16 protein-coding genes are annotated in these 21511 nt (G+C 69.8%); 7 read left to right on the plus strand and 9 right to left on the minus strand.

Features of this window, described 5'->3' with window-relative positions:
• Positions 1-6: 6 nt before the first annotated feature.
• Genes ACFW1A_RS01975 through ACFW1A_RS01985 form a run of 3 tightly spaced genes read right to left on the minus strand, consistent with a single transcriptional unit; the run spans position 7 to position 3482 of the window.
• Complete coding sequence (locus ACFW1A_RS01975; protein ID WP_380402450.1) at positions 7-780, minus strand: succinate dehydrogenase/fumarate reductase iron-sulfur subunit; 774 nt, start codon at positions 778-780, stop codon at positions 7-9.
• Entirely contained in the window at positions 764-2668 is a 1905-nt protein-coding gene (locus ACFW1A_RS01980; RefSeq protein ID WP_380402453.1) for a fumarate reductase/succinate dehydrogenase flavoprotein subunit, read from the minus strand. Before ACFW1A_RS01980 ends, ACFW1A_RS01975 begins: the two co-directional genes overlap by 17 nt.
• A 28-nt stretch (positions 2669-2696) precedes the next feature.
• Positions 2697-3482, minus strand: coding sequence for a hypothetical protein (locus ACFW1A_RS01985; protein ID WP_380402455.1), 786 nt, complete (start codon positions 3480-3482; stop codon positions 2697-2699).
• Between the two features lie 124 nt (positions 3483-3606).
• Between ACFW1A_RS01985 and ACFW1A_RS01990 the strand changes: the two genes are divergently transcribed.
• The 7 genes from ACFW1A_RS01990 (at position 3607) to ACFW1A_RS02020 (ending at position 13229) form a co-directional block, all read left to right on the plus strand.
• The gene (locus ACFW1A_RS01990) at positions 3607-5199 is read left to right on the plus strand and encodes an ABC transporter substrate-binding protein (protein ID WP_380402458.1); all 1593 of its coding nucleotides are present in this window, start codon (positions 3607-3609) and stop codon (positions 5197-5199) included.
• A gap of 134 nt (positions 5200-5333) precedes the next feature.
• Complete coding sequence (typA, locus tag ACFW1A_RS01995) at positions 5334-7238, plus strand: translational GTPase TypA (protein ID WP_380402463.1); 1905 nt, start codon at positions 5334-5336, stop codon at positions 7236-7238.
• A 215-nt stretch (positions 7239-7453) separates the two neighbouring features.
• The gene (locus tag ACFW1A_RS02000; protein WP_380402468.1) at positions 7454-9073 is read left to right on the plus strand and encodes an ABC transporter substrate-binding protein; all 1620 of its coding nucleotides are present in this window, start codon (positions 7454-7456) and stop codon (positions 9071-9073) included.
• A 101-nt stretch (positions 9074-9174) separates the two neighbouring features.
• Complete coding sequence (locus tag ACFW1A_RS02005) at positions 9175-10101, plus strand: ABC transporter permease (RefSeq protein WP_380402471.1); 927 nt, start codon at positions 9175-9177, stop codon at positions 10099-10101.
• Positions 10094-11098, plus strand: coding sequence for an ABC transporter permease (locus tag ACFW1A_RS02010; protein WP_380402475.1), 1005 nt, complete (start codon positions 10094-10096; stop codon positions 11096-11098). The genes ACFW1A_RS02005 and ACFW1A_RS02010 overlap by 8 nt, the downstream gene beginning before the upstream one ends.
• Positions 11099-11113: 15 nt before the next feature.
• The gene (locus tag ACFW1A_RS02015; protein ID WP_380402478.1) at positions 11114-12133 is read left to right on the plus strand and encodes an ABC transporter ATP-binding protein; all 1020 of its coding nucleotides are present in this window, start codon (positions 11114-11116) and stop codon (positions 12131-12133) included.
• Positions 12123-13229, plus strand: a complete 1107-nt coding sequence (locus ACFW1A_RS02020; protein ID WP_380402481.1) for an ABC transporter ATP-binding protein — start codon at positions 12123-12125, stop codon at positions 13227-13229. Before ACFW1A_RS02015 ends, ACFW1A_RS02020 begins: the two co-directional genes overlap by 11 nt.
• Positions 13230-13294: 65 nt before the next feature.
• Here the strand turns inward: ACFW1A_RS02020 and ACFW1A_RS02025 are convergent, their stop codons facing one another.
• The 6 genes from ACFW1A_RS02025 to ACFW1A_RS02050 all read right to left on the minus strand — a co-directional run bounded on the left by ACFW1A_RS02025 (position 13295) and on the right by ACFW1A_RS02050 (position 21401).
• On the minus strand, positions 13295-14377 hold the full coding sequence (locus tag ACFW1A_RS02025; protein ID WP_380402484.1) for an ABC transporter ATP-binding protein: 1083 nt from the start codon (positions 14375-14377) through the stop codon (positions 13295-13297).
• 28 nt (positions 14378-14405) lie between these two features.
• Positions 14406-15476, minus strand: a complete 1071-nt coding sequence (locus ACFW1A_RS02030; RefSeq protein WP_380402487.1) for an ABC transporter ATP-binding protein — start codon at positions 15474-15476, stop codon at positions 14406-14408.
• Positions 15477-15531: 55 nt separating this feature from the next.
• Positions 15532-16512, minus strand: a complete 981-nt coding sequence (locus tag ACFW1A_RS02035; RefSeq protein ID WP_380402490.1) for an ABC transporter permease — start codon at positions 16510-16512, stop codon at positions 15532-15534.
• Positions 16513-16678: 166 nt separating this feature from the next.
• The gene (locus ACFW1A_RS02040; protein WP_380402492.1) at positions 16679-18424 is read right to left on the minus strand and encodes an ABC transporter substrate-binding protein; all 1746 of its coding nucleotides are present in this window, start codon (positions 18422-18424) and stop codon (positions 16679-16681) included.
• A gap of 146 nt (positions 18425-18570) precedes the next feature.
• Positions 18571-19596, minus strand: a complete 1026-nt coding sequence (locus tag ACFW1A_RS02045; RefSeq protein ID WP_380402495.1) for an ABC transporter permease — start codon at positions 19594-19596, stop codon at positions 18571-18573.
• Between the two features lie 551 nt (positions 19597-20147).
• A complete protein-coding gene (locus ACFW1A_RS02050) occupies positions 20148-21401 on the minus strand; it encodes a peptidoglycan binding domain-containing protein (protein ID WP_380402499.1) in 1254 nt (417 codons plus the stop codon).
• Positions 21402-21511 lie beyond the last annotated feature (110 nt).

Genomic DNA, 21511 nt, shown 5'->3' on the forward strand with positions numbered 1-21511 from the left:
CCGGCCCTAGTCCTTCCCGGGCCGCAGGCCGATCCTGCTGCCGAGCCAGACCAGCGGGTCGTACTTGCGGTCGGCCGCGCGCTCCTTGAGCGGGATCAGCGCGTTGTCGGTGATCCGGATGTGCTCCGGGCAGACCTCGGTGCAGCACTTGGTGATGTTGCAGTAGCCCAGGCCGTGCGCCTCCTGGGCGGAGCGGGCCCGGTCCAGCCCGGTCCCGGCGGCCGAGTCCAGGGGGTGCAGGTCCAGCTCGGCGATCCGCATCAGGAACCGCGGCCCGGCGAAGGCGGCCAGGTTCTCCTCGTGGTCGCGCACCGCGTGGCAGGTGTCCTGGCACAGGAAGCACTCGATGCACTTGCGGAACTCCTGGGAGCGGGCCACGTCCTGCTGCTGCATCCGGTACTCGCCCGGGGCCAGGTCCGGCGGCGGCACGAAGGCCGGCACCTCGCGCGCCTTGGCGTAGTTGAAGCCCACGTCGGTGACCAGGTCGCGGACCGAGGGGAAGGCCCGCAGCGGGGTCAGCACCACCGGCCGGTCGGCGGGCAGCGCGGAGAGCCGGGTCATGCAGAGCAGCCGCGGCCGCCCGTTGACCTCCGCGCTGCACGAGCCGCACTTGCCCGCCTTGCAGTTCCACCGCACCGCCAGGTCCGGCGCCTGGGTGGCCTGCAGCCGGTGCACCAGGTCCAGCACCACCTCGCCCTCCTCGGCCTCGACCAGGTACGAGGCGAAGCCGCCCTCGCCGCCCTCGCCGCGCCAGATCCGCAGTTCACGCCTCTCGGTCATCGTCGGCCAACTCCTCGGGGGTGAAGTACTTCGCCAGCTCGGTGCGGTCGAACAGGGCCAGCAGGTCGGCCCGGACGGGCTCGGCGGGCTGCCGGTCCACCGTGACCGCGTCCCCGTCCAGCCCGCAGACGAGGGTGGAGCGCCGCCAGTCCCGGTCCATCGCCGGCCAGTCCTCCCGGGTGTGCCCGCCGCGGCTCTCCCGGCGCAGCAGCGCGGCCCGGGCCACGCACTCGGAGACCAGCAGCATGTTGCGCAGGTCCAGGGCCAGGTGCCAGCCGGGGTTGAACTGGCGGTGGCCCGCCACCGCCATCGCGGCGGCCCGCCGCCGCAGCGCCGACAGCCGGTCCAGCGCCTGCTTCATCTCGCCGGCCCGCCGGATGATGCCGACCAGGTCGTTCATGGTCTGCTGCAGCTCCTGGTGCAGCGCGTACGGGTGCTCGCCGGTGCCGTCGAAGGGGGCCAGCGCCTCGGCCGCGGCGGACTCCAGCTGGGCCGGGTCCACCGCCGGGCGCCCGGTCAGGCCGGCCGCGTACTGGGCGGCGGCCCGCCCGGCCCGGCGGCCGAAGACCAGCAGGTCGGAGAGCGAGTTGCCGCCCAGCCGGTTGGAGCCGTGCATCCCGCCGGCCACCTCGCCGGCCGCGAACAGCCCGGGCACCTGGGGGCTGGCGGCGGTGTCCGGGTCCACCTCGATGCCGCCCATCACGTAGTGGCAGGTCGGGCCGACCTCCATCGGCTCGCGGGTGATGTCCACGTCCGCCAGCTCCTTGAACTGGTGGTGCATGGAGGGCAGCCGGCGGACGATCTGCTCGGCCGGCAGCCGGGTGGAGACGTCCAGGAAGACCCCGCCGTGCGGGGTGCCGCGGCCGGCCTTGACCTCGGCGTTGATCGCCCGGGCCACCTCGTCGCGGGGCAGCAGCTCGGGCGGGCGGCGGTTGGCCTCCGGGTCGGCGTACCAGCCGTCGGCCTCCGCCTCGGTCTGCGCGTACTGGCCGCGGAACACCTCGGGCACGTAGTCGAACATGAACCGGCGGCCGTCGCTGTTGCGCAGCACCCCGCCGTCGCCGCGCACCGACTCGGTGACCAGGATCCCCTTCACCGAGGGCGGCCAGACCATGCCGGTCGGGTGGAACTGGACGAATTCCATGTTGAGCAGCCGGGCCCCGGCCAGCAGCGCCAGTGCGTGGCCGTCGCCGGTGTACTCCCAGGAGTTGGAGGTCACCTTGAAGCTCTTGCCGATCCCGCCGGTGGCCAGCACCACGGCGGGCGCGGCGATGCTGAAGAACTGGCCGGACTCCCGGACGTACCCGAAGATTCCGGCGACCCGACCGCCGTGCCGGCCCTCGGCGTCCAGCGGCCCGGCACCCTCCAGCAATATCCGCGTCACCGTGTATTCCTGAAATATTTTCAGGTCCGATTCGTAATCGCCGGTCCGCCGGAAATCGGCCTGCTGCAGCGCCACCACCCGCTGCTGCAGGGTGCGAATCAGCTCCAGCCCGGTGCGGTCGCCGACGTGGGCCAGCCGCGGATACTGGTGGCCGCCGAAGTTGCGCTGGGAAATCCGGCCGTCCGGGGTGCGGTCGAACAGCGCGCCCCACGACTCCAGCTCCCAGACCCGCTCCGGCGCCTCCTTGGCGTGCAGTTCGGCCATCCGCCAGTTGTTGAGGAACTTCCCGCCGCGCATGGTGTCGCGGAAGTGCACCTGCCAGTTGTCGCCGTCGTTCACATTGCCCATCGAGGCCGCGATGCCGCCCTCGGCCATCACGGTGTGCGCCTTGCCGAAGAGCGACTTGCAGATCACCGCGACCCGCAGCCCGCGCTCGCGCGCCTCGATCGCGGCCCGCAGCCCGGCCCCGCCGGCACCGACCACCACGACGTCGTACTCGTCCACTCGACCGCCTTTCCGTGTCCGGGGTGTCCTAGAAGAACTTCGGGTCGGCGAAGGCGCCCGACGCGACCAGGTAGACGTACAGGTCGGCCAGTCCCACCGAGAGCAGCGAGGCCCAGGCCAGCTGCATGTGGCGGGCGTTCAGCCGGCCGACCAGCAGCCAGGCGCGGTAGCGCACCGGGTGCTTGGAGAAGTGCCGCAGCCGCCCGCCCAGCACGTGCCGGCAGGAGTGGCAGGAGAGGGTGTAGGCCCAGATCAGCGCCACGTTGGCGACCAGCACCAGGGTGCCCAGCCCGGCGTGGCCCCAGTGCCCGGCGGCGTCGCGGAAGCCCAGCGCGGCGTCGTAGCTGAGCACCCCGGCGACCGGGACGGCCAGGTAGAAGAAGTAGCGGTGCAGGTTCTGCAGCACCAGCGGGAGCCGGGTCTCGCCGGTGTACCGGGCGTGCGGCTCGGCCACCGCGCAGGCCGGCGGCGAGGACCAGAACGCCCGGTAGTAGGCCTTGCGGTAGTAGTAGCAGGTCAGCCGGAAGCCCAGCGGGAAGACCAGCACCAACAGGGCCGGGGAGAGCCGCCACCAGTCGCCGACCAGCGCCCAGTCCGCCCCGCCGCGCATCGGCATGCAGTCCGCGGCCAGGCAGGGCGAGTAGAAGGGCGAGACGTACGGCGGGGCGTAGTAGTGGGCGCCCTCGAAGGCGCGCCAGGTGGAGTAGCCGATGAAGAGCAGCAGGCCGACCGCGGTGCCGAGCTGGGGCAGCCACCAGCGGTCGGTGCGCAGGGTGCGGTCCGGGATCGCCGCGCGCTTGGTCGTTGTGGCCATCCCGAAAGTGTGACCTTGATCACACCTGTGGGGAAGGGTTCTGACCGGACCTCGTTGCGCCGATGGGGTGTCGGCTTGTCGTGCCGTCAGCTTTTCGCCGCCGCAGCGGAGTTGAGTGGGACTCATGAAGCGACTGCTCGCCGCCGTGCTGCTGGTCTCCGCACTCTCGGCCTGCTCCGGCGGCCCCACCCCGCTGGCGCCCGCCAGGGCCGCCTCGGACCTGACCCCCGCCGACCGGGCCGCGCTGCGCGACGGCGGCACGCTGCGCTGGGCGGTGGACCGGGTGCCGGCCGCGCTGGACGTCTACGCGGCCGACGCGACCGCGGACACCGCGCTGCTGGCGCACGCGGTGCTGCCCAGCCTGTACCGGCTGGACGAGCGGGCCCGCCCGGTGGCCGACCCGGACTTCCTGGCCGGCGCGGACCGGGCCGACCGGACGGTCACCTACCGGCTGAACCCCAGGGCGCAGTGGAGCGACGGGACGCCGCTCTCGGCGGCCGACTTCACGGCGCAGTGGACCGCGCTGCGCACCGGCCAGCCCGGGTACGCGGCGATCGAGTCGGTGGCCCAGGGGGCGGACCCGCACCAGGTGAAGGTGGTGTTCCGGCAGGCCTACCCCGAGTGGCAGGAGCTGTTCTCGCCGCTCTACCCGGCGGCCGGGGCGCAGGCGCTGCTGCCCGGTGCGGCCGGTGCCGGGCTGAGCGCGGGGCCGCTGGCGGTGCGCAGCCTGGACGCCGGGGCCGGCCGGGCCTCGCTGGTGCGCAACCCCCACTGGTGGGGCGAGCCGGCGAAGCTGGACGGGATCGACTTCCGGGTCACCCCGGACCGCCTGGACGCGCTGGAGCACGGGCAGCTGGACGTCGCCGCGCTGGAGGGCACCGTGGACCACCCGCCGGCGGCCAAGTCGGCCGATGCGGTGGACTCCTCGGTGCAGGCCCTGAAGCGGGCCGAGGCGCTGCCCGGCGTCACCCTGCACCGCGCCCCCGCCCCCGCCTTCACCCAGCTGACCCTGAACGGCGCCCGCGGCCCGCTGGCCGACGCCGCGGTGCGCCGCGCGGTGGCGGCCGCGGTGGACCGCGGCGGGCTGGCCACCGCCGCGCTCGCCCCGCTCGGCCTGCCGGCCACCGCGCTCGGCAACCACCTGCTGATGGCCGATCAGGACGGCTACCGCGACAACAGCGCCGCGCTCGGCGCCACCGCGAAGGACCTGCACCTGGACCTGTCGCTGCTCTACCCGGACGACTCCGCCACCGCGCGGCGCACCGCCGACGCGCTCACCGCCCAACTGGCCCCGCGGGGCGTCACGGTGAAGGCGCAGGCGGTGCCCGCCGCCGGGTTCGTCCACGACCACCTGGCGGTCGGCGACTTCGACCTGGCGCTGTTCTCCTGGCCGGCCGCCGCCTTCCCCGCGGTGGACGAGCGCGCGCTGTACGCCAAGCCGCGCCCCGGCGCGGACGGCAGGCCGGTGGCGGGACTGAACTACGCGGGCAGCGGCACCGACGAGATCGACCAGCTCTTCGACCGCGCCGCCGCCGAGCCGGACCGGGCCAGGCAGACCGCGCTGCTCCAGCAGGCGGACACCCGTCTGTGGGAGCTTGGTCACTCGGTCCCGCTCTTCCAGCGGCCCGAGCTGGTGGCGGTGCGGGCCGGGGTGGCCGGGGCCGGCGCCTACGGCTTCGGCTGGCCGCGCTACCAGGACCTGGGCTTCCACCGCTGACCCGGATCGGTCCGCTGAGCGGTGCGCCCCGGCGGCCACGTACCATAGGACAAGCCGTGGCATGGTAAGCCCGGCGGGTGGACCGGGACAGGCCGGGGCGCCGCAACTCACGACTCCGGGAGACTCCGCTCCGCATGTCCACGCGCAATGACATCCGCAACGTCGCCATCGTGGCCCACGTCGACCACGGCAAGACGACCCTGGTTGACGCGATGCTCAAGCAGGCCGGCGCCTTCGCGGCCCACCAGCAGCTTGACGACCGCATGATGGACTCGAACGACCTGGAGCGCGAGAAGGGCATCACCATTCTCGCCAAGAACACCGCGGTCAAGTACCACCCCAAGGGCGGCGGCGCCCCGATCACCATCAACATCATCGACACCCCCGGCCACGCCGACTTCGGTGGCGAGGTCGAGCGCGGCCTGTCGATGGTCGACGCGGTCGTCCTGCTGGTCGACGCCTCCGAGGGCCCGCTGCCGCAGACCCGGTTCGTGCTGCGCAAGGCGCTCACCGCCAAGCTCCCGGTCATCCTCTGCATCAACAAGACCGACCGTCCGGACGCCCGGATCGACGAGGTCATCAACGAGACCTACGACCTGTTCCTGGACCTGGACGCGGACGAGGACCAGATCGAGTTCCCGATCGTCTTCGCCTGCGCCCGGGACGGCGTCGCCTCGCTGACCAAGCCGGAGAACGGCACCGTGCCGGCGGACAGCGAGAACCTGGAGCCGTTCTTCTCCACCATCCTGGAGCACGTCCCGGCCCCCGAGTACGACGAGGCCGCCCCGCTGCAGGCGCACGTCACCAACCTGGATGCGGACAACTTCCTCGGCCGCATCGCGCTGCTCCGGGTCGAGCAGGGCGAGCTGCGCAAGGGCCAGACGGTGGCCTGGATCAAGCGCGACGGCTCGATGCAGAACGTCCGGATCAGCGAGCTGCTGATGACCGAGGCGCTCACCCGCAAGCCGGCCGAGGTGGCCGGCCCGGGCGACATCTGCGCCGTCGCCGGCATCGGCGACATCATGATCGGCGAGACCCTGGCCGACCCGGAGAACCCGATCGCGCTGCCGCTGATCACGGTGGACGAGCCGGCCATCTCGATGACCATCGGCACCAACACCTCGCCGCTGGTCGGCAAGGGCGGCTCCGGCAAGGGCGCCGACGCCAAGACCAGCAGCAAGGTCGACCGCAAGGTGACGGCCCGCCAGGTCAAGGACCGCCTGGACCGCGAGCTGATCGGCAACGTCTCGCTCCGCGTGCTGGACACCGAGCGCCCGGACGCCTGGGAGGTGCAGGGCCGCGGTGAGCTGGCGCTGGCCATCCTGATCGAGACCATGCGCCGGGAGGGCTTCGAGCTGACCGTCGGCAAGCCGCAGGTGGTCACCAAGGAGGTCAACGGCAAGACCCACGAGCCGGTCGAGCGCCTCACGGTGGACGTGCCCGAGGAGCACATGGGCGCCGTCACCCAGCTGATGGGCGTGCGCAAGGGCCGGATGGACAACATGTCCAACCACGGCTCGGGCTGGGTCCGGATGGAGTTCGTGGTGCCGTCCCGCGGCCTGATCGGGTTCCGCACCGAGTTCCTCACCAGCACCCGCGGCACCGGCATCGCGCACTCGATCCACGAGGGCCACGAGCCGTGGTTCGGCAACCTGGTGACCCGCAACAACGGCTCGCTGGTCGCCGACCGGGCCGGTGTGGTGACCGCGTTCGCGATGACCAACCTGCAGGAGCGCGGCGTCCTCTTCACCGACCCCGGCACCGAGGTGTACGAGGGCATGATCGTCGGCGAGAACTCCCGCGCCGACGACATGGACGTCAACATCACCAAGGAGAAGAAGCTCACCAACATGCGCTCCTCCAACGCGGACGTGGCGGAGTCCATCGTGCCGCCGCGCAAGCTCTCCCTGGAGCAGTCGCTGGAGTTCTGCCGCGAGGACGAGTGCATCGAGGTCACCCCGGAGACCGTGCGCATCCGCAAGGTGGTGCTGGACGCGAAGGACCGCGGCCGCACCGCCTCCCGCGCCAAGAAGGGCTGACCCCCTTCGACCCACCGTCAGCCGGCTCCCCGTCAGGGGCGCCGGCTGACGGCTTTTCCGCTGACGGTCCGTCGGGGCGCTGGGCCGGGCAGGTGAGCGGGGCCACTCGTTCGGCGGTACCGCGTGCCCGACTGGCCCTGCTGCGGGTGCGTCGAGGCTGCGGCTCCCGTCGAATGGGGTGTGATGCGACACACACCCCTTGAGGAGGGACCTCCATGCCTGGAGCCACTCGCGTCCGTTGGGCCCTGGTCAGCGCGACGGCCGTCGCACTGGTGGCCACCGGTTGCAGCAGCAGCAGTAGCAGCAGCAGCGGCAGTTCCAACGCCAACGCGACCTTCACCTACCAGAGCGGCGAGCCGCAGAACCCGTTGCAGCCCGCCAACGCGAACGAGGTGAACGGCGGCCGGGTGATCCAGAACCTGTTCCGCGGCCTGGTCGACTACGACCCGAGCAACAGCCAGATCCGGATGCAGGTGGCCGACAGCATCCAGACCACCGACTCGCAGACCTTCAACGTCACGCTGAAGTCCGGCTGGACCTTCCACGACGGCACCCCGGTCAAGTCGAAGAACTTCGTCGACGCGTGGAACTGGGCCGCCAACGTCAAGAACAACCAGATCAACTCCGACTGGTTCAGCGACATCGCCGGCTACACCGACGTGCACCCGAAGGCCGGCAACCCGACCCAGGGCCAGATGTCCGGGCTGACCGTCCAGGACGACACGCACTTCACCATCAAGCTGGCCAACAAGGTGGCGTACTTCGAGTACAAGCTGGGCTACCCGGCCTTCTCCCCGCTGCCGGACGGCTTCTTCAACGACCCCGCCGGGTACGGCCAGAAGCCGATCGGCAACGGTCCCTACCAGTTCGTCAGCTGGGACCACAACTCGCAGATCGTCACCAAGGCCTTCCCGAACTACCAGGGCGTGGACAAGCCGAAGAACGGCGGCATCGTCTTCAAGGCGTACTCCACCGCCGAGGCGGCCTACGCCGACCTGCAGTCCAACAACCTGGACGTGATGGACCAGGTGCCGCCGTCCGCGCTGGCGACCTACAAGACCGACCTGGGGTCGCGGGCCATCGACTCCCCGCAGGGCGCGATCCAGTCGATCGGCTTCACGCTCTACCAGCCGGACTGGTCGGGGGCGAACCTGAACAAGGTCCGCCAGGGCCTGTCCATGGCGATCGACCGCGCCACCATCACCAAGACCGTGCTGCAGGGCTCGCGCGCGCCCGCCACCGCGTTCGTCGCCGAGGGCGTGGCCGGCTACAAGTCCGGCACGTGCACCGCCTGCACGTTCAACGTCGCCCAGGCGAAGACGCTGATCCAGGAGGGCGGCGGGGTCCCCAACAACTCGCTGAAGATCACCTACAACGCCGACGGCGGGCACAAGGAGTGGGTCGACGCGGTCTGCAACAACATCCAGCAGAACCTCGGCGTCAACTGCGTGGGTGACCCGAAGCCGGACTTCAAGACCGCGCGGGCGGCGATCACCGGCCACCAGCTGGACGGCGCGTTCCGTACCGGCTGGGTCCAGGACTACCCGCTGAACGCCAACTTCCTGGCCCAGGTCTACCGCACCGGCGCCTCCTCCAACGACACCGGCTACAGCAGCGCCCAGTTCGACCAGCTGTCCAAGCAGGCCGACGAGGCCGCGACCATCCAGGACTCGGAGACCGGCTACCAGCAGGCCGAGGGCGTGCTCGCGGTCGACATGCCGCAGATCCCGCTCTGGTACTACCGGACCAACTCCGGCTACTCGACCAAGGTGCAGAACGTCTCCTTCGACTCGTTCGGCAACCCGGTCTGGACCTCCGTCCAGGTCAAGGGCTGACGCTCCGCCGGCCGGCCCCGCCCTCCACCGCGCGGGGGGCGGGGCCGGATCACTGGACCTCGTCCACCAGGTCCACCAGAACCCCCTAGGACGGAGGAGCGATGGGCACCTACGTGCTCCGGCGGATCTTGCAGATGATCCCGGTCTTCATCGGCGCGACACTGTTGATCTTCCTGATGGTCTACACCCTGCCGGGTGACCCGATCGCCGCGCTCTACGGCGACAAGGCCGCGGACCCGGCCCAGGTGGCCCAGCTGCGCCACCTCTACTACCTCGACCAGCCGATCTGGAAGCAGTACCTGCACTACATGTCGCAGCTCCTGCAGGGCAACTTCGGCACCAGCTTCACCGGCCGGTCGGTCACCGACCTGATGGGCGACGCCTTCCCGGTGACGATCCGGCTGGCCCTGGTGGCCTTCGTCTGCGAGATCTTCATCGGGCTGCCGCTCGGCCTGCTCTCCGGGCTGTACCGGGGCAGCATGCTCGACACCGTGGTGCTGATCATCACCCTGGTGGTCATCTCGATCCCGGTGTTCGTGCTGGCCTACATCGCCCAGACGGTCTTCGCGACCAACCTGGGCTGGGTCACCCCGACCGTGCAGGACTCCACCGACATCACCCAGCTGATCCTGCCGGGCGTGGTCCTCGCCTCGCTCTCGCTGGCCTTCGTGGCCCGGCTGACCCGGACCTCCATCGGCGAGAACCTGCGGGCCGACTACATGCGGACCGCGGTGGCCAAGGGGCTGCCCCGGCGCACCGTGATCATCCGTCACCTGCTGCGCAACTCGCTGATCCCGGTGGTCACCTTCCTCGGCACCGACCTGGGCGCCCTGATGGGCGGCGCCATCGTCACCGAGGGCATCTTCAACGTCAAGGGCGTCGGCAACCTGCTCTACCAGGCGATCAGCCACAAGGAGGGACCGACCGTGGTCGGCGTGGTCACCGTGCTGGTGATCGTCTACCTGGTGGCCTCGCTCGTCGTCGACCTGCTCTACGCGGTCCTGGACCCGAGGATCCGGTATGCCTGAGCCCGAACCCTTCGACCCGGACAACCCGACCCACACCCGGCTGCCGGACGCGCACGCGCTGGACTACGCCGGCAACCAGGGCATGACGGTCGAACAGGACCAACTGCTCGACGTCGACCCGGCCAAGCGCGAGGAGGCCCGCAGCCTCTGGCAGGACGCCTGGCGGGACCTGCGGCGGCGGCCGATCTTCATCATCTCGGCGTTCCTGATCGTGCTGCTGGTGATCATCGCGATCTTCCCCGGACTGTTCACCGACGCCAGCCCGCGCCAGGCCGACCTGGTCAACAACTACCTGAAGCGGCCGGACTGGACCGACTTCTTCGGGGCCGGCTGGTTCGGCTACGACGGCCAGGGCCGCTCGATCTACGCCCGGGTGCTCTACGGTGCCCGGGCCTCGATCACGGTCGGCATCTGCGTCACCCTGGCGGTGGCGATCACCGGCGGGCTGGCCGGCATGGTGGCGGGGTACTTCGGCGGCTGGCTGGACGCGATCATCTCCCGGCTGGTGGACATCTTCTTCGGCATCCCGCTGCTGCTCGGTGCCCTGGTGATCCTGAACTCGTTCACCCACCGCACGGTGTGGACCGTGGTCTTCGCGCTGGCCTTCCTCGGCTGGACCCAGATCGCGCGCGTGATGCGCGGCGCGGCGCTGACGGTCAAACAGGCCGACTACGTCACCGCGGCCAAGGCGCTGGGTTCCGGCACCGGGCGGATCATGTTCCGGCACATCCTGCCCAACGCCGTGGCGCCGGTCATCGTGGTCGCCACCATCGCGCTCGGCGGCTACATCGCGGCCGAGGCGACCCTGAGCTACCTGGGAATCGGCCTGCAGGCCCCGACCATCTCCTGGGGCATCGACATCTCCTCGGCCCAGAAGGTGATCCGGACCGCGCCGTACGTGCTGTTCTTCCCGGCCGCCGCACTGTCGATCACGGTGCTGGCGTTCATCATGCTCGGCGACGCGGTGCGCGACGCCCTCGACCCGAAGCTGCGCTGAGAGGGGCCGCGCATCATGACCACCATCGTCGGCACGCCTTTGCTGGACGTTCGCGACCTGCACGTGGAGTTCGTCACCCGGGACGGGGTCGCCAAGGCCGTCAACGGGGTCAACTACAGCGTGAGCGCGGGCGAGACCCTCGCGGTACTGGGGGAGTCCGGGTCCGGCAAGTCCGTCACCGCCCAGGCGATCATGGGCATCCTGGACATGCCACCGGCCCGGATCCCCAAGGGGCAGATCCTGTTCAAGGGCCAGGACATGCTCACCATGGACAAGGAGGCCCGCCGGAAGATCCGCGGCCAGCAGATCGCGATGATCTTCCAGGACGCCCTGTCCTCGCTCAACCCGGTGCTCACCGTCGGCTACCAGCTGGGCGAGATGTTCCGGGCGCACCGCGGCAGCTCCCGCAAGGACGCCAAGGCCAAGGCGATCGAGCTGATGGACCGGGTGCGGATCCCGGCCGCCGCGCAGCGGGTGAACGACTACCCGCACCAGTTCTCCGGCGGCATGCGCCAGCGCATCATGATCGCCATGGCGCTGGCCCTGGAGCCGGACCTGATCATCGCGGACGAGCCCACCACGGCGCTGGACGTCACCGTGCAGGCCCAGGTGATGGACCTGCTGGCGGAGCTGCAGGACGAGTACCACATGGGCCTGATCCTGATCACCCACGACCTGGGCGTGGTGGCCGACGTCGCCGACAAGATCGCGGTGATGTACGCCGGCCGGATCGTGGAGACCGCCCCGGTGCACCCGCTCTACGCCAGTCCCGCGCACCCGTACACCCGGGGCCTGCTCGACTCGATCCCGCGGCTGGACCAGAAGGGCCAGGAGCTCTACGCGATCAAGGGCCTGCCGCCCAACCTGCTGCGGATCCCGCCGGGCTGCCCGTTCAACCCGCGCTGCCCCCGGGCCCAGGACATCTGCCGGGAGACCGACCCGCCGCTCTTCCAGGTGGCCGGCGAGGACAGCCAGGTGGTGCCGGGCCGGGCCAGCGCCTGCCACTTCTGGAAGGAGACGCTCCGTGACGACTGACGGTGCGACAGCGCTCGGTGCCGCGCAGCCGGAGGAGGCGGCCTTCGCCCAGCCGGTGCCCAGCGGCGAGCCGATCCTGGAGGTGCGCGACCTGGTCAAGCACTTCCCGCTGACCAAGGGCGTGGTCTTCCGGAAGCAGGTCGGTGCGGTCAAGGCGGTGGACGGGGTCTCCTTCGACCTGATGAAGGGGGAGACCCTGGGCATCGTCGGCGAGTCGGGCTGCGGCAAGTCCACGCTGGCCAAGGTGCTGATGAACCTGGAGCCCGCCACCAGCGGCTCGGTGAAGTACAAGGGGGAGGAGATCTCCCGGCTGCGCGGCTCGGCGCTCAAGGCGGTGCGGCGCAACATCCAGATGGTCTTCCAGGACCCCTACACCTCGCTCAACCCGCGGATGACGGTCGGTGACATCATCGGCGAGCCCTACGAGATCCACCCCGAGGTGGCGCCCAAGGGGCAGCGCAAGAAGGCGGTGCAGGACCTGCTGGACGTGGTCGGGCTCAACCCCGAGTACATCAACCGGTACCCGCACCAGTTCTCCGGCGGCCAGCGCCAGCGGATCGGCATCGCCCGCGGCCTGGCGCTCAAGCCCGAGGTGATCATCTGCGACGAGCCGGTCTCCGCGCTCGACGTCTCGGTGCAGGCCCAGGTGATCAACCTGCTGGAGCAGCTGCAGGGCGAGTTCGACCTGTCCTACATGTTCATCGCCCACGACCTGTCGATCGTGCGGCACATCTCCGACCGGGTCGGGGTGATGTACCTGGGCAAGATGGTCGAGCTGGGGTCGGACGCCGAGATCTACGACCACGCGACCCACCCGTACACCCAGGCACTGCTCTCCGCCGTCCCGGTGCCCGACCCCACCGCGCGGGAGAGCCGCGACCGGATCGTGCTGACCGGCGACGTCCCGTCACCGGCCAACCCGCCGTCCGGCTGCCGCTTCCGGACCCGGTGCTGGAAGGCCCAGGAGCGGTGTGCGGTGGAGGAGCCGCTGCTGGCCCGGCCGGCCTGGCTGACCGGCCTGGCCGTGCACGAGTCGGCCTGCCACTTCGCGGCGGAGCGGCGCGACGGCGAGGACGCGACGGTCCCGCCGCAGTAGCCGGAAAAACGGTGTGGCCCCCCTCCGGCGGGAGGGGGGCCACACCGCTGTCACGCGGCCAGGGCTCAGTCCTGGGCGTCGCGCGGCTCGGGCAGGGCGGCGGCCGAGGTGGTGCCGTCCTCCGGGTAGTGGCAGGCCGTCAGGTGGCCGGCGGCGCTGCCGCTGAGCTGCACCAGCGGCGGCTCCTCGGTGGCGCACTTCTCGGTCGCCTTCCAGCACCGGGTGCGGAAGCGGCAGCCGGACGGCGGGTTGAGCGGCGACGGGACGTCGCCGGTCAGCCGGATCCGCTCCTTGGCCGCGTTGTCCGGGTCGGCGTCCGGGGCGGCCGAGAGCAGCGCGTGGGTGTACGGGTGGCGCGGGCGCAGGTAGAGCGAGTCGCGGTCGGCGACCTCGACGATCTTGCCCAGGTACATCACCGCGACGCGCTGCGAGAAGTGCCGCACGATCGACAGGTCGTGCGCGATGAAGACGAAGGCGATGCCCATCTCCCGCTGCAGGTCCTGCAGCAGGTTGACCACCTGGGCCTGGATCGACACGTCGAGCGCGGAGACCGGCTCGTCGGCGACGATCAGCTTGGGGTTGAGCGAGAGCGCGCGGGCGACACCGATGCGCTGGCGCTGACCGCCGGAGAACTCGTGCGGGAAGCGGTTGAAGTGCTCCGGGTTGAGGCCGACGATCTCCAGGAGCTCCTTCGCCCGGGCGCTGCGGCCGCCGGGCGGGTTGATCCCGTTGATCTCCATCGGGTTGGTGATGATGGTGCCGACGGTGTGCCGCGGGTTCAGCGAGGAGTACGGGTCCTGGAAGATCATCTGGATCTCGGACCGGATCGGCGCCAGCTCCTTGCGGGTGGCGTGCGAGATGTCCTGGCCGTTGTACTTGATCGAGCCGGCGGTGGGCTCGTACAGCCGGGTGACCAGGCGACCGGTGGTCGACTTGCCGCAGCCGGACTCGCCCACCAGGCCCAGGCTCTCGCCCGCGGACACGGTGAAGCTGACGTTGTCCACCGCCTGGACCGCGCCGACCTGGCGCTTGAACGGGAAGCCGCCCATCACCGGGAAGTGCTTGGTGAGGCCGTCGACCTCCAGCAGGGCCTTGCCCGGGGTGGCGGCGGTGCCCTGCGACTTGCTCAGCGTCTGCTCTGCGCTCATGGGATTTCCTTGGCTCCTTTACCGAGGCTCAGCTGCTCAGCCGGGGCAGGATCTGCTCGGTGAGGATGGACTGCTTCTGCGCGGGGGTGAGGTGGCAGGCCGACAGGTGGCCGTTCGCCAGCTCCAGCGCGGGGCGCTCGGTGGTGCACCGGTCGCCGGTCACCAGCTCCTTGTACGCGCAGCGGGGGTTGAACGCGCAGCCGGACGGCGGGTTCAGCAGGGACGGCGGGGTGCCCGGGATGGGCTCCAGCGGCACGTCCACCGCGGCGTTGATCCGCGGGATGGAGCTGAGCAGGCCCCAGCCGTACGGGTGCTGGGAGGTCTTCAGCACCTCGCGCATGGTGCCGCGCTCGACCGCGCGGCCCGCGTACATCACCAGCACGTCGTCGGCGATCTCGCGGATCACGCCGAGGTCGTGGGTGATGAAGATGATCGAGGTGCCGGTCTCCTGCTGGAGGTCCTTGAGCAGGTCGACGATCTGGGCCTGCACCGTCACGTCGAGCGCGGTGGTCGGCTCGTCGGCGATCAGCAGCTCCGGGTCGCAGACCAGGGCCATGGCGATCATGGCGCGCTGGCGCATACCGCCGGAGAACTGGTGCGGGTAGTCGTCGACGCGGGTCTGCGGCTGCGGGATGCCCACCCGGCGCAGCATCTCGACGGCGCGGTCGCGGGCTTCCTTCTTGCTGGCGCCGGTGTGCTTCATGAACGGCTCGGCGATCTGCCGGCCGATCGGGTAGTACGGCGACAGCGCGGCCAGCGCGTCCTGGAAGATCATCGCCATCTTGTTGCCGCGCAGCTTCTCCAGGTCGCGCTGGGAAGCCTTGAGCAGGTCCTGGCCGTCGAGGGTGACGGAGCCCTCGATGGTGGTGTTGCGCGGGTTGTGCAGACCCATCACGGCCAGGTTCGAGACGGACTTGCCGGAGCCCGACTCACCGACGATCCCGAGGGTCTTGCCCTTCTCGAGGTCGAAGGTCAGGTTGTTGACGGCCTTGACGATGCCGTCCTCGGTGCGGAAGCGGACCTGCAGGTCGCGGACCGAGAGGAAGGCGGAGCCGGCCGTGGGTGCGGTGCCGGACGCGGACTTGGTGAGGGTGCTCACGGTCGGATCTCCTCGGGGGCGGAGCGGTGCGGGACGGTCATGGATGCGAGGTGGCTCATCCCAGCCGGACCCGGGGGTCGAGGAGAGCGTAGGCGGCGTCGACGACGATGTTGAAGATGAGGATCGCGGCGGAGCTGAAGAGCAGCACGCCGAGCTCCAGGTACAGGTCGGCCTGGCTGACCGACTTGACGGCCAGGAAGCCGAGGCCGTGGATCGAGAAGGTGTACTCGGTGATGATCGCGCCGGAGAAGACGGCGCCGAGGTCGATGCCGAAGATCGTGATGATCGGCGCCATCGCGCCGCGCAGCGCGTAGCGCCACCAGACGTAGCGGCTGGAGAGGCCCTTGGCCCGGGCGGCCCGGATGTGGTCCTCGGAGAGCTGCTCCAGCATCAGCGAGCGGACCTGGCGGGTGTAGTTGGACCAGAAGATGACCGACATGACCAGCCACGGGAGGATCATGCCCATGAAGCAGCCCCAGGGGTCCTGGGTGAAGGGGATGTACTCCGGGCGGTCCAGCCACTTGAGGTTGTAGACGAAGAGCGCCATGGCCAGCGGGCCGATGAAGAAGATCTGGGTGGACTGGCCGACCAGCGAGATCGAGCTGGCGACCTTGTCGATCAGCGAGCCCTGCTTCCACGCGGAGACCATGCCCAGGCCGACGCCGATGCTCAGGAAGCAGACGGCACCGCCGATGGCCAGCACGAAGGTCGCGGGGTAGTTCTGGACGATCCGGTCCCAGACGAACGCCTGGCCGGCGTAGGAGTAGCCCAGGCACGGGGCGGCGCAGTGGCCGACGGTGCCCATGTCCTGGCCGACGAACAGACCGGTGAGGTAGTTCCAGAACTGCTCGGCCAGGGAGTGGTTCAGCCCCATGTTGATTTTGATCTGCTCCAGCAGCTGCGGGGTGCAGCCCTTCGGGCAGTTCATTCGCGCCGGGTCGATGCTGCTGCTGTGGAACGCGAAGAAGGTCAGGGTGACCAGCAGAAAGATGATGACGATCGCGCCGAGCGCCCGGCGGATGAGAAATCGGAGCATGGGATGGGCTCTTCCGAGTGAGGGCGCCTACGGCGGCCACGTTCGTGGAGAGTGCGACTCCTTGGATTGCAAGGGAGTCGGCACGTGGCCCGGGCAGGGCCACCCGGCTTGCGCTGGGTGGCCCCGCCCGGGGGAGTCGGCCGGAGGCCGGCTCCGGTTCCGGTGCTTACTTGATGTAGACGCTCGACACGTCGAAGCAGCCGAGCACCTGGTTGTAGGCCACACCGCCGAGGCCGGCGCCGTAGACCTGGAAGAACTTGTCGTACGCGGCCGGGATCTTCGGGACGTCGGTCGCGAGGATCTTGTCGGCGAGCTTCATCCACTCGGCCGCGGCCTGGTTCGGGTCCTGGATCTTGGCGATCCGGTCCATCTCGGCGTCCATGGCCGGGTTCTTGTAGTGCGAGTAGTTGGTGCCGCCGTCGACGACCTGGTTGGAGCCCAGGGTCGGCGGGATCACCGAGTTGCCGTTCGGCCAGTCAGCACCCCAGCCGGAGCGGTACAGGTCGAAGCCGTTGTCGACCTTGCCGATCTGGGTGTAGTAGGAGGTCGGGTCGATCTCCTTGCGGCTGGCCTGGAAGCCGGCCTGGTTCAGCGCGTCCACCACGGTGGCGGAGATCTTCTGCCACTTCGGGGTGTTGGCGTAGGCCAGGACGATCGGGTAGTTCAGCTTGTTCGCGGCCTGCAGCATCGCCTTGGCGGCGGCCGGGTCGCCGTTCGGGTTGGCCTTGATGCCCAGCGGGTCGGTGGCCTGCCAGCCGGAGACGGTCGGGCTGACCAGGTTGCCCGCGATGTCGCCGGTGGTGGAGCCACCCAGCTGCTTCTGCACGGCGGCGGCCGGGAAGGCCTTGGCCAGCGCCTTGCGGACGTTGAGGTCCGTCACGCGGGTGTTGTTGATGTCGAAGGTGTCGACGTACGGCTGGAACTGGCTGACCGTGCGGGAAGCCATCGACGGGTCGTCCTGGATCGTCTTGATCAGGGACGAGTCCGCGTTGGTGACCAGGGTCATCGCGTTCTTGTCGTCGCCGGCGCCACCGATCAGGCGCTGGGTCAGCTGCGGGTTCTGCACACCCAGCTCGAAGTCCCACTCGTCCACGTACTGGTGGCGGATCGGGTCGCTCTTCGGGTCCCAGTTCTCGTTCTTGACGAGGACGAGGGACTTGTCCGGCTCGTACGACTTGATCTTGTAGGGGCCGATCGAGACCGGGTGGTTGTTGTACTTGTCCTTGTCGTCCTTCGACTTCTCGATGGCGGTGATGTCGGGCATCGCCGCCGCGTAGTTGGCGTCCGTGTGGACGTCCTTGAAGTGGAAGGTGATGGTCTTGTCGTCCGGGGTGCTGATGACGTCGTCACCGAGGTCACCGCTGTCCGGGCCCTTGTAGGCCTTGCGGTAGTCGTCGCCGGACAGCCAGATCGGGAAGTAGGTCGCACCCTGGGTCTGGTAGTCGGCGTACAGGCGCTCGACCGCGTACTTGACGTCCTTCGAGGTGATCGGCGTGCCGTCCTCGAACTTCAGGCCGTCCTTGAGGGTCCAGGTCCAGGTCTTGCCGCCGTCGCTGGTGGTACCGGTGTCGGTCGCCAGGTCACCGACCAGGATGGTCTTGCCGGTGGTCGGGTCGGTCTTGTAGTTCGTCAGCTGGCGGCTGTAGAGCATGCCGACGGCCTGGTACTGGTTGACGTACTGCTGGCTCGGGTCCAGGTAGTCGAAGCCGCTGGCCTCGATGTCGTGGGCGACACCGCCCGACTTGGCACCCGGGACGTCCTTGGCCGGACCGGTCGAGTCGGCCTTGGTGCCGACGCCGAAGTTCGCCACCGTCGAGGAGGCGCCCTTGTTGGCGTCGCCCGAGGACGAAGCCTTGCCGCCCCCACCGCACGCGGTCAGCGTGAGGGCACTGACCGCCACGAGCGCCGGCATGAGTGCTGCCTTGCGAAGTCTCATTGGTTCCTACCTGTCACTGGTCATGTTCTGTCTGGCCAGCGCGGACCGGCGGGGCGGCATTGCCCCGGGGTGGGCCGGTGCTGGGGGGAGCGGGGGTACTGCGGTGGAGCGGGGTGGAGCGACTAGCGGATGGTCTTCGGGTCGAGTGCGTCACGCACCGCGTCGCCGAACAGGTTGAACGCGATAGCGAAGATCATCAGCGAGAGACCGGGGACCATCAGGTAGGTCAGGTCGTCCCGGTAGTAGTTGGACGCGTCCAGGAACATCAGGCCCCAGTCCGGCGTGGGCGCGACCATGCCGACGCCGAGGAAGGACAGGCCCGCCTCCGCGGTGACCATGGCCGGCAGCGTCAGGGTGACCTGGACCAGGATCGTGGTCGCGAGGTTGGGCATCAGCTCCTTGAAGATGATGCGCCAGGAGGAGGCACCCGAGATCTTGGCGGCCTCGATGTACTCGCGCTCGCGCAGGCTGAGCGACAGGCCGCGCAGCAGGCGGGCGGTGCCCATCCAGCCGAGGAAGGTCTGCACCAGCACGATGGCGATGACCCGCATGTAGACCGGGGTCTCGCGGTCGATCGGGACGAACCAGATCAGCACGATCGGGGTGAACGCGATGAAGAAGAGCTGGGTCGGCAGACCGAGCAGCAGGTCGGTGAAGCGACCCACCAGGTAGTCGAAGCGGCCGCCGAGGTAACCCTGGGCGACGCCGATCACGATGCCGATGATGCTGGAGAAGATCGTGATCAGCAGGCCGATGCCGAGCGAGGTGCGGATGCCGTAGATCAGCTGGGCGAGGACGTCGAACCCGTTGGACGGGGTGAGGCCCAGCCAGTGGGCGGCGTTCATGCCGCCGTTGGGGCCGATCGGCAGTCCGCTGTCGTCCAGCAGGCTGAGGTCGCGGGTGCCGTAGGGGATGTAGGGCGACTGGCCGTACAGACCCGTGATCACCGGCGCGAGGACCGCGACCAGGATGTAGAGGAGCACGATGCCCGCGCAGAACACGCCGACGCGGTTGCGCTTGAAGCGGCTCCAGGCGATCTGGCCCGGGGTGCGCCCGAGGAGAGCGGCGGGCTTGTCGGCCCCGTCTCCTGTCGCGGACGCGACCAGGACCGGTTCGGTCTTGGTCGAGTCCTCAGTTGGCGTCGTCATGGTGCGAAAGCTCCCGCCGGTGGTCTGTGCAGCAGCAACGTGGAAGAAGTTGGTCGAACGGACTCTCGCAACTCGTTTATCGAACGTCAAGAGTTTCTCTGTCGCTGGACAGTGGGTTTTGGCATCGTTCTGGAATGTCCATCAGGTTGTAGCTTTCAGCTACTTGACAGCCTCATGCCGAGACTGGATAAAACGGACATAATGGGACGAACCTCGTTCATAAGTTCGTAACGAGCGCTTAGCAACACCGGTATCTGAACGCGGGGTCTCGGTGGCATCGTTATCAACACGCGTAGATACCCCTGTCCGTTTTGACCCGTTCCGTCCGGGTTACCTCTCGGTTTTTTGCGTCCGGATACCGGACGGATTTGGCGGGATGCCGCCGCCGGCGACTTTTCGTCAGCCATTAACCGCCGCTCCGCAAAACCGTCGGGAGACTTGCTGCCCACGCTCGGTGACAGTTACACGCCACTGGCGGGATGTCGCCGGGAAAAGCCGGGAGCCCCGGAACTCAAGCGTTCCGGGGCTCCAGCGGCGGTGAATTGACATGCTCACATGCGGAATTTGAACGTGCGCTCCGCCACGGTGTTCTTGTCGTAGACCGAGGCGATACCGTCCGCCACGTCCTGCGGCGTGATCGGCGCCAAAGTTCCGTCGGACTTGCGGAACTTCAGCTTGTCGAAGGTCGTTCCAATCTGGTTGCCCAGTTGGTCCAGGTCCCACTTCGGCCCGATGGTGCCGGAGGCGTCCGGGGCCAGGGTGAGCGCCTTGGCGGCGGTCGCCCGGCCGAAGACGAACTTCCGGGTGCCGGCCCAGACCGTGACCGGGGCACTGGTGATCTGCTTGCCGAGCGAGTCGGCCGCCTGCTGCAGCGCCTGGGTGGAGACCTTGGGCGCGGCGTTGGTGGTCGCCAGCGTCACCGGCTGGTCCGGCTTGCCGGCCGCCCGGTCCTGGTAGGCCTGGGCCACCTGGTCCGCCGCGCTCGCGCTGTCCAGGGTCTGGCCGCCCTGGCCGGGCACCACGGTGGCGTTGCCGCCCTCGTCGAACTGGACGTAGCCCTCCTTCAGCCCGTGCGCCGAGTTGGCCGCCAGCGAGTCCAGCGCCGCCTTGAGCTTGGCCCGGTCGATGTGCACCACCGGCGGGACCGCCTTGGTGCCGCCGGTGAGGGAGGAGAGCACGTCGGCCGGGGCGTAGCTGTGCTTGGTCAGCCCGTCGACGGTGGCGGTGGTGTCGAAGCCGAGCCCGGCGGTGGTCGGGTCCAGCGGGACGGTCTGGTCGCCCAGCTTCAACTGGATCGGGCGCTGGCCGATCTTGCCGACCGTCCCGTCGAGCTGGTGCACCGCCTGGTCGCGGCTGTCGCCGCCGATGTCGGTGCCCAGCACGGTGGTGCCGCGGGGCACGTCCGACTGATTGAGCATCAGACCGGTGCCGTAGACCGCGGCGCCCAGGAAGAGCACCCCGCCGGTGCCGGTGACGAGCAGCTTCTTCGCCTTGGAGCGCTTCTTGGGTGCGGCGGCGGCGGGCTTGGGCGCGGGTGCCGGGGCGGGTGCCGGGGCCGGAGTCGGGGCCACCGGTTCGGCGGGCCCGGCGCCGAAGCCGCCGGCCACCGGCAGGCCCGGTATGGCCTGGCCCCGGTCGAAGTCGTCGGTGATCGGGTCGAAGCCGCCGATCTGGGTGTCCTCGCCCTCCTCCGGGTGCGGCAGGCCGTGCGCGGGGCCGGGCGGGAACGGGGCGGCCGGGTTGCCCGGCGCCTGGTTCACCGGCGCCTGGTGCGGCTGCTGCTGGTGGCCCGGCGGCTGGTTCACCGGGGGCTGCGGGCGGGCCGACCGGGCGGGGGCAGTCGAGTTGCGGGGGGGCCGCTGACAGTTCGCGGGCGCGCGGGGGGCGGCCGCGCCGGGGGAGGCGGGCGGCGTCG

Origin of the sequence: Kitasatospora sp. NPDC058965 (assembly GCF_042741245.1) — a bacterium.
Lineage (GTDB): Bacteria > Actinomycetota > Actinomycetes > Streptomycetales > Streptomycetaceae > Kitasatospora.

Coding starts and splice junctions, on each gene's coding strand:
- ACFW1A_RS01975 (WP_380402450.1), bottom strand. CDS start 780: ATGACCGAGAGGCGTGAACTGCGGATCTGGCGCGGCGAGGGCGGCGAG.
- ACFW1A_RS01985 (WP_380402455.1), bottom strand. CDS start 3,482: ATGGCCACAACGACCAAGCGCGCGGCGATCCCGGACCGCACCCTGCGC.
- ACFW1A_RS01990 (WP_380402458.1), top strand. CDS start 3,607: ATGAAGCGACTGCTCGCCGCCGTGCTGCTGGTCTCCGCACTCTCGGCC.
- typA (WP_380402463.1), top strand. CDS start 5,334: ATGTCCACGCGCAATGACATCCGCAACGTCGCCATCGTGGCCCACGTC.
- ACFW1A_RS02000 (WP_380402468.1), top strand. CDS start 7,454: ATGCCTGGAGCCACTCGCGTCCGTTGGGCCCTGGTCAGCGCGACGGCC.
- ACFW1A_RS02005 (WP_380402471.1), top strand. CDS start 9,175: ATGGGCACCTACGTGCTCCGGCGGATCTTGCAGATGATCCCGGTCTTC.
- ACFW1A_RS02010 (WP_380402475.1), top strand. CDS start 10,094: ATGCCTGAGCCCGAACCCTTCGACCCGGACAACCCGACCCACACCCGG.
- ACFW1A_RS02015 (WP_380402478.1), top strand. CDS start 11,114: ATGACCACCATCGTCGGCACGCCTTTGCTGGACGTTCGCGACCTGCAC.
- ACFW1A_RS02025 (WP_380402484.1), bottom strand. CDS start 14,377: ATGAGCGCAGAGCAGACGCTGAGCAAGTCGCAGGGCACCGCCGCCACC.
- ACFW1A_RS02035 (WP_380402490.1), bottom strand. CDS start 16,512: ATGCTCCGATTTCTCATCCGCCGGGCGCTCGGCGCGATCGTCATCATC.
- ACFW1A_RS02040 (WP_380402492.1), bottom strand. CDS start 18,424: ATGCCGGCGCTCGTGGCGGTCAGTGCCCTCACGCTGACCGCGTGCGGT.
- ACFW1A_RS02045 (WP_380402495.1), bottom strand. CDS start 19,596: ATGACGACGCCAACTGAGGACTCGACCAAGACCGAACCGGTCCTGGTC.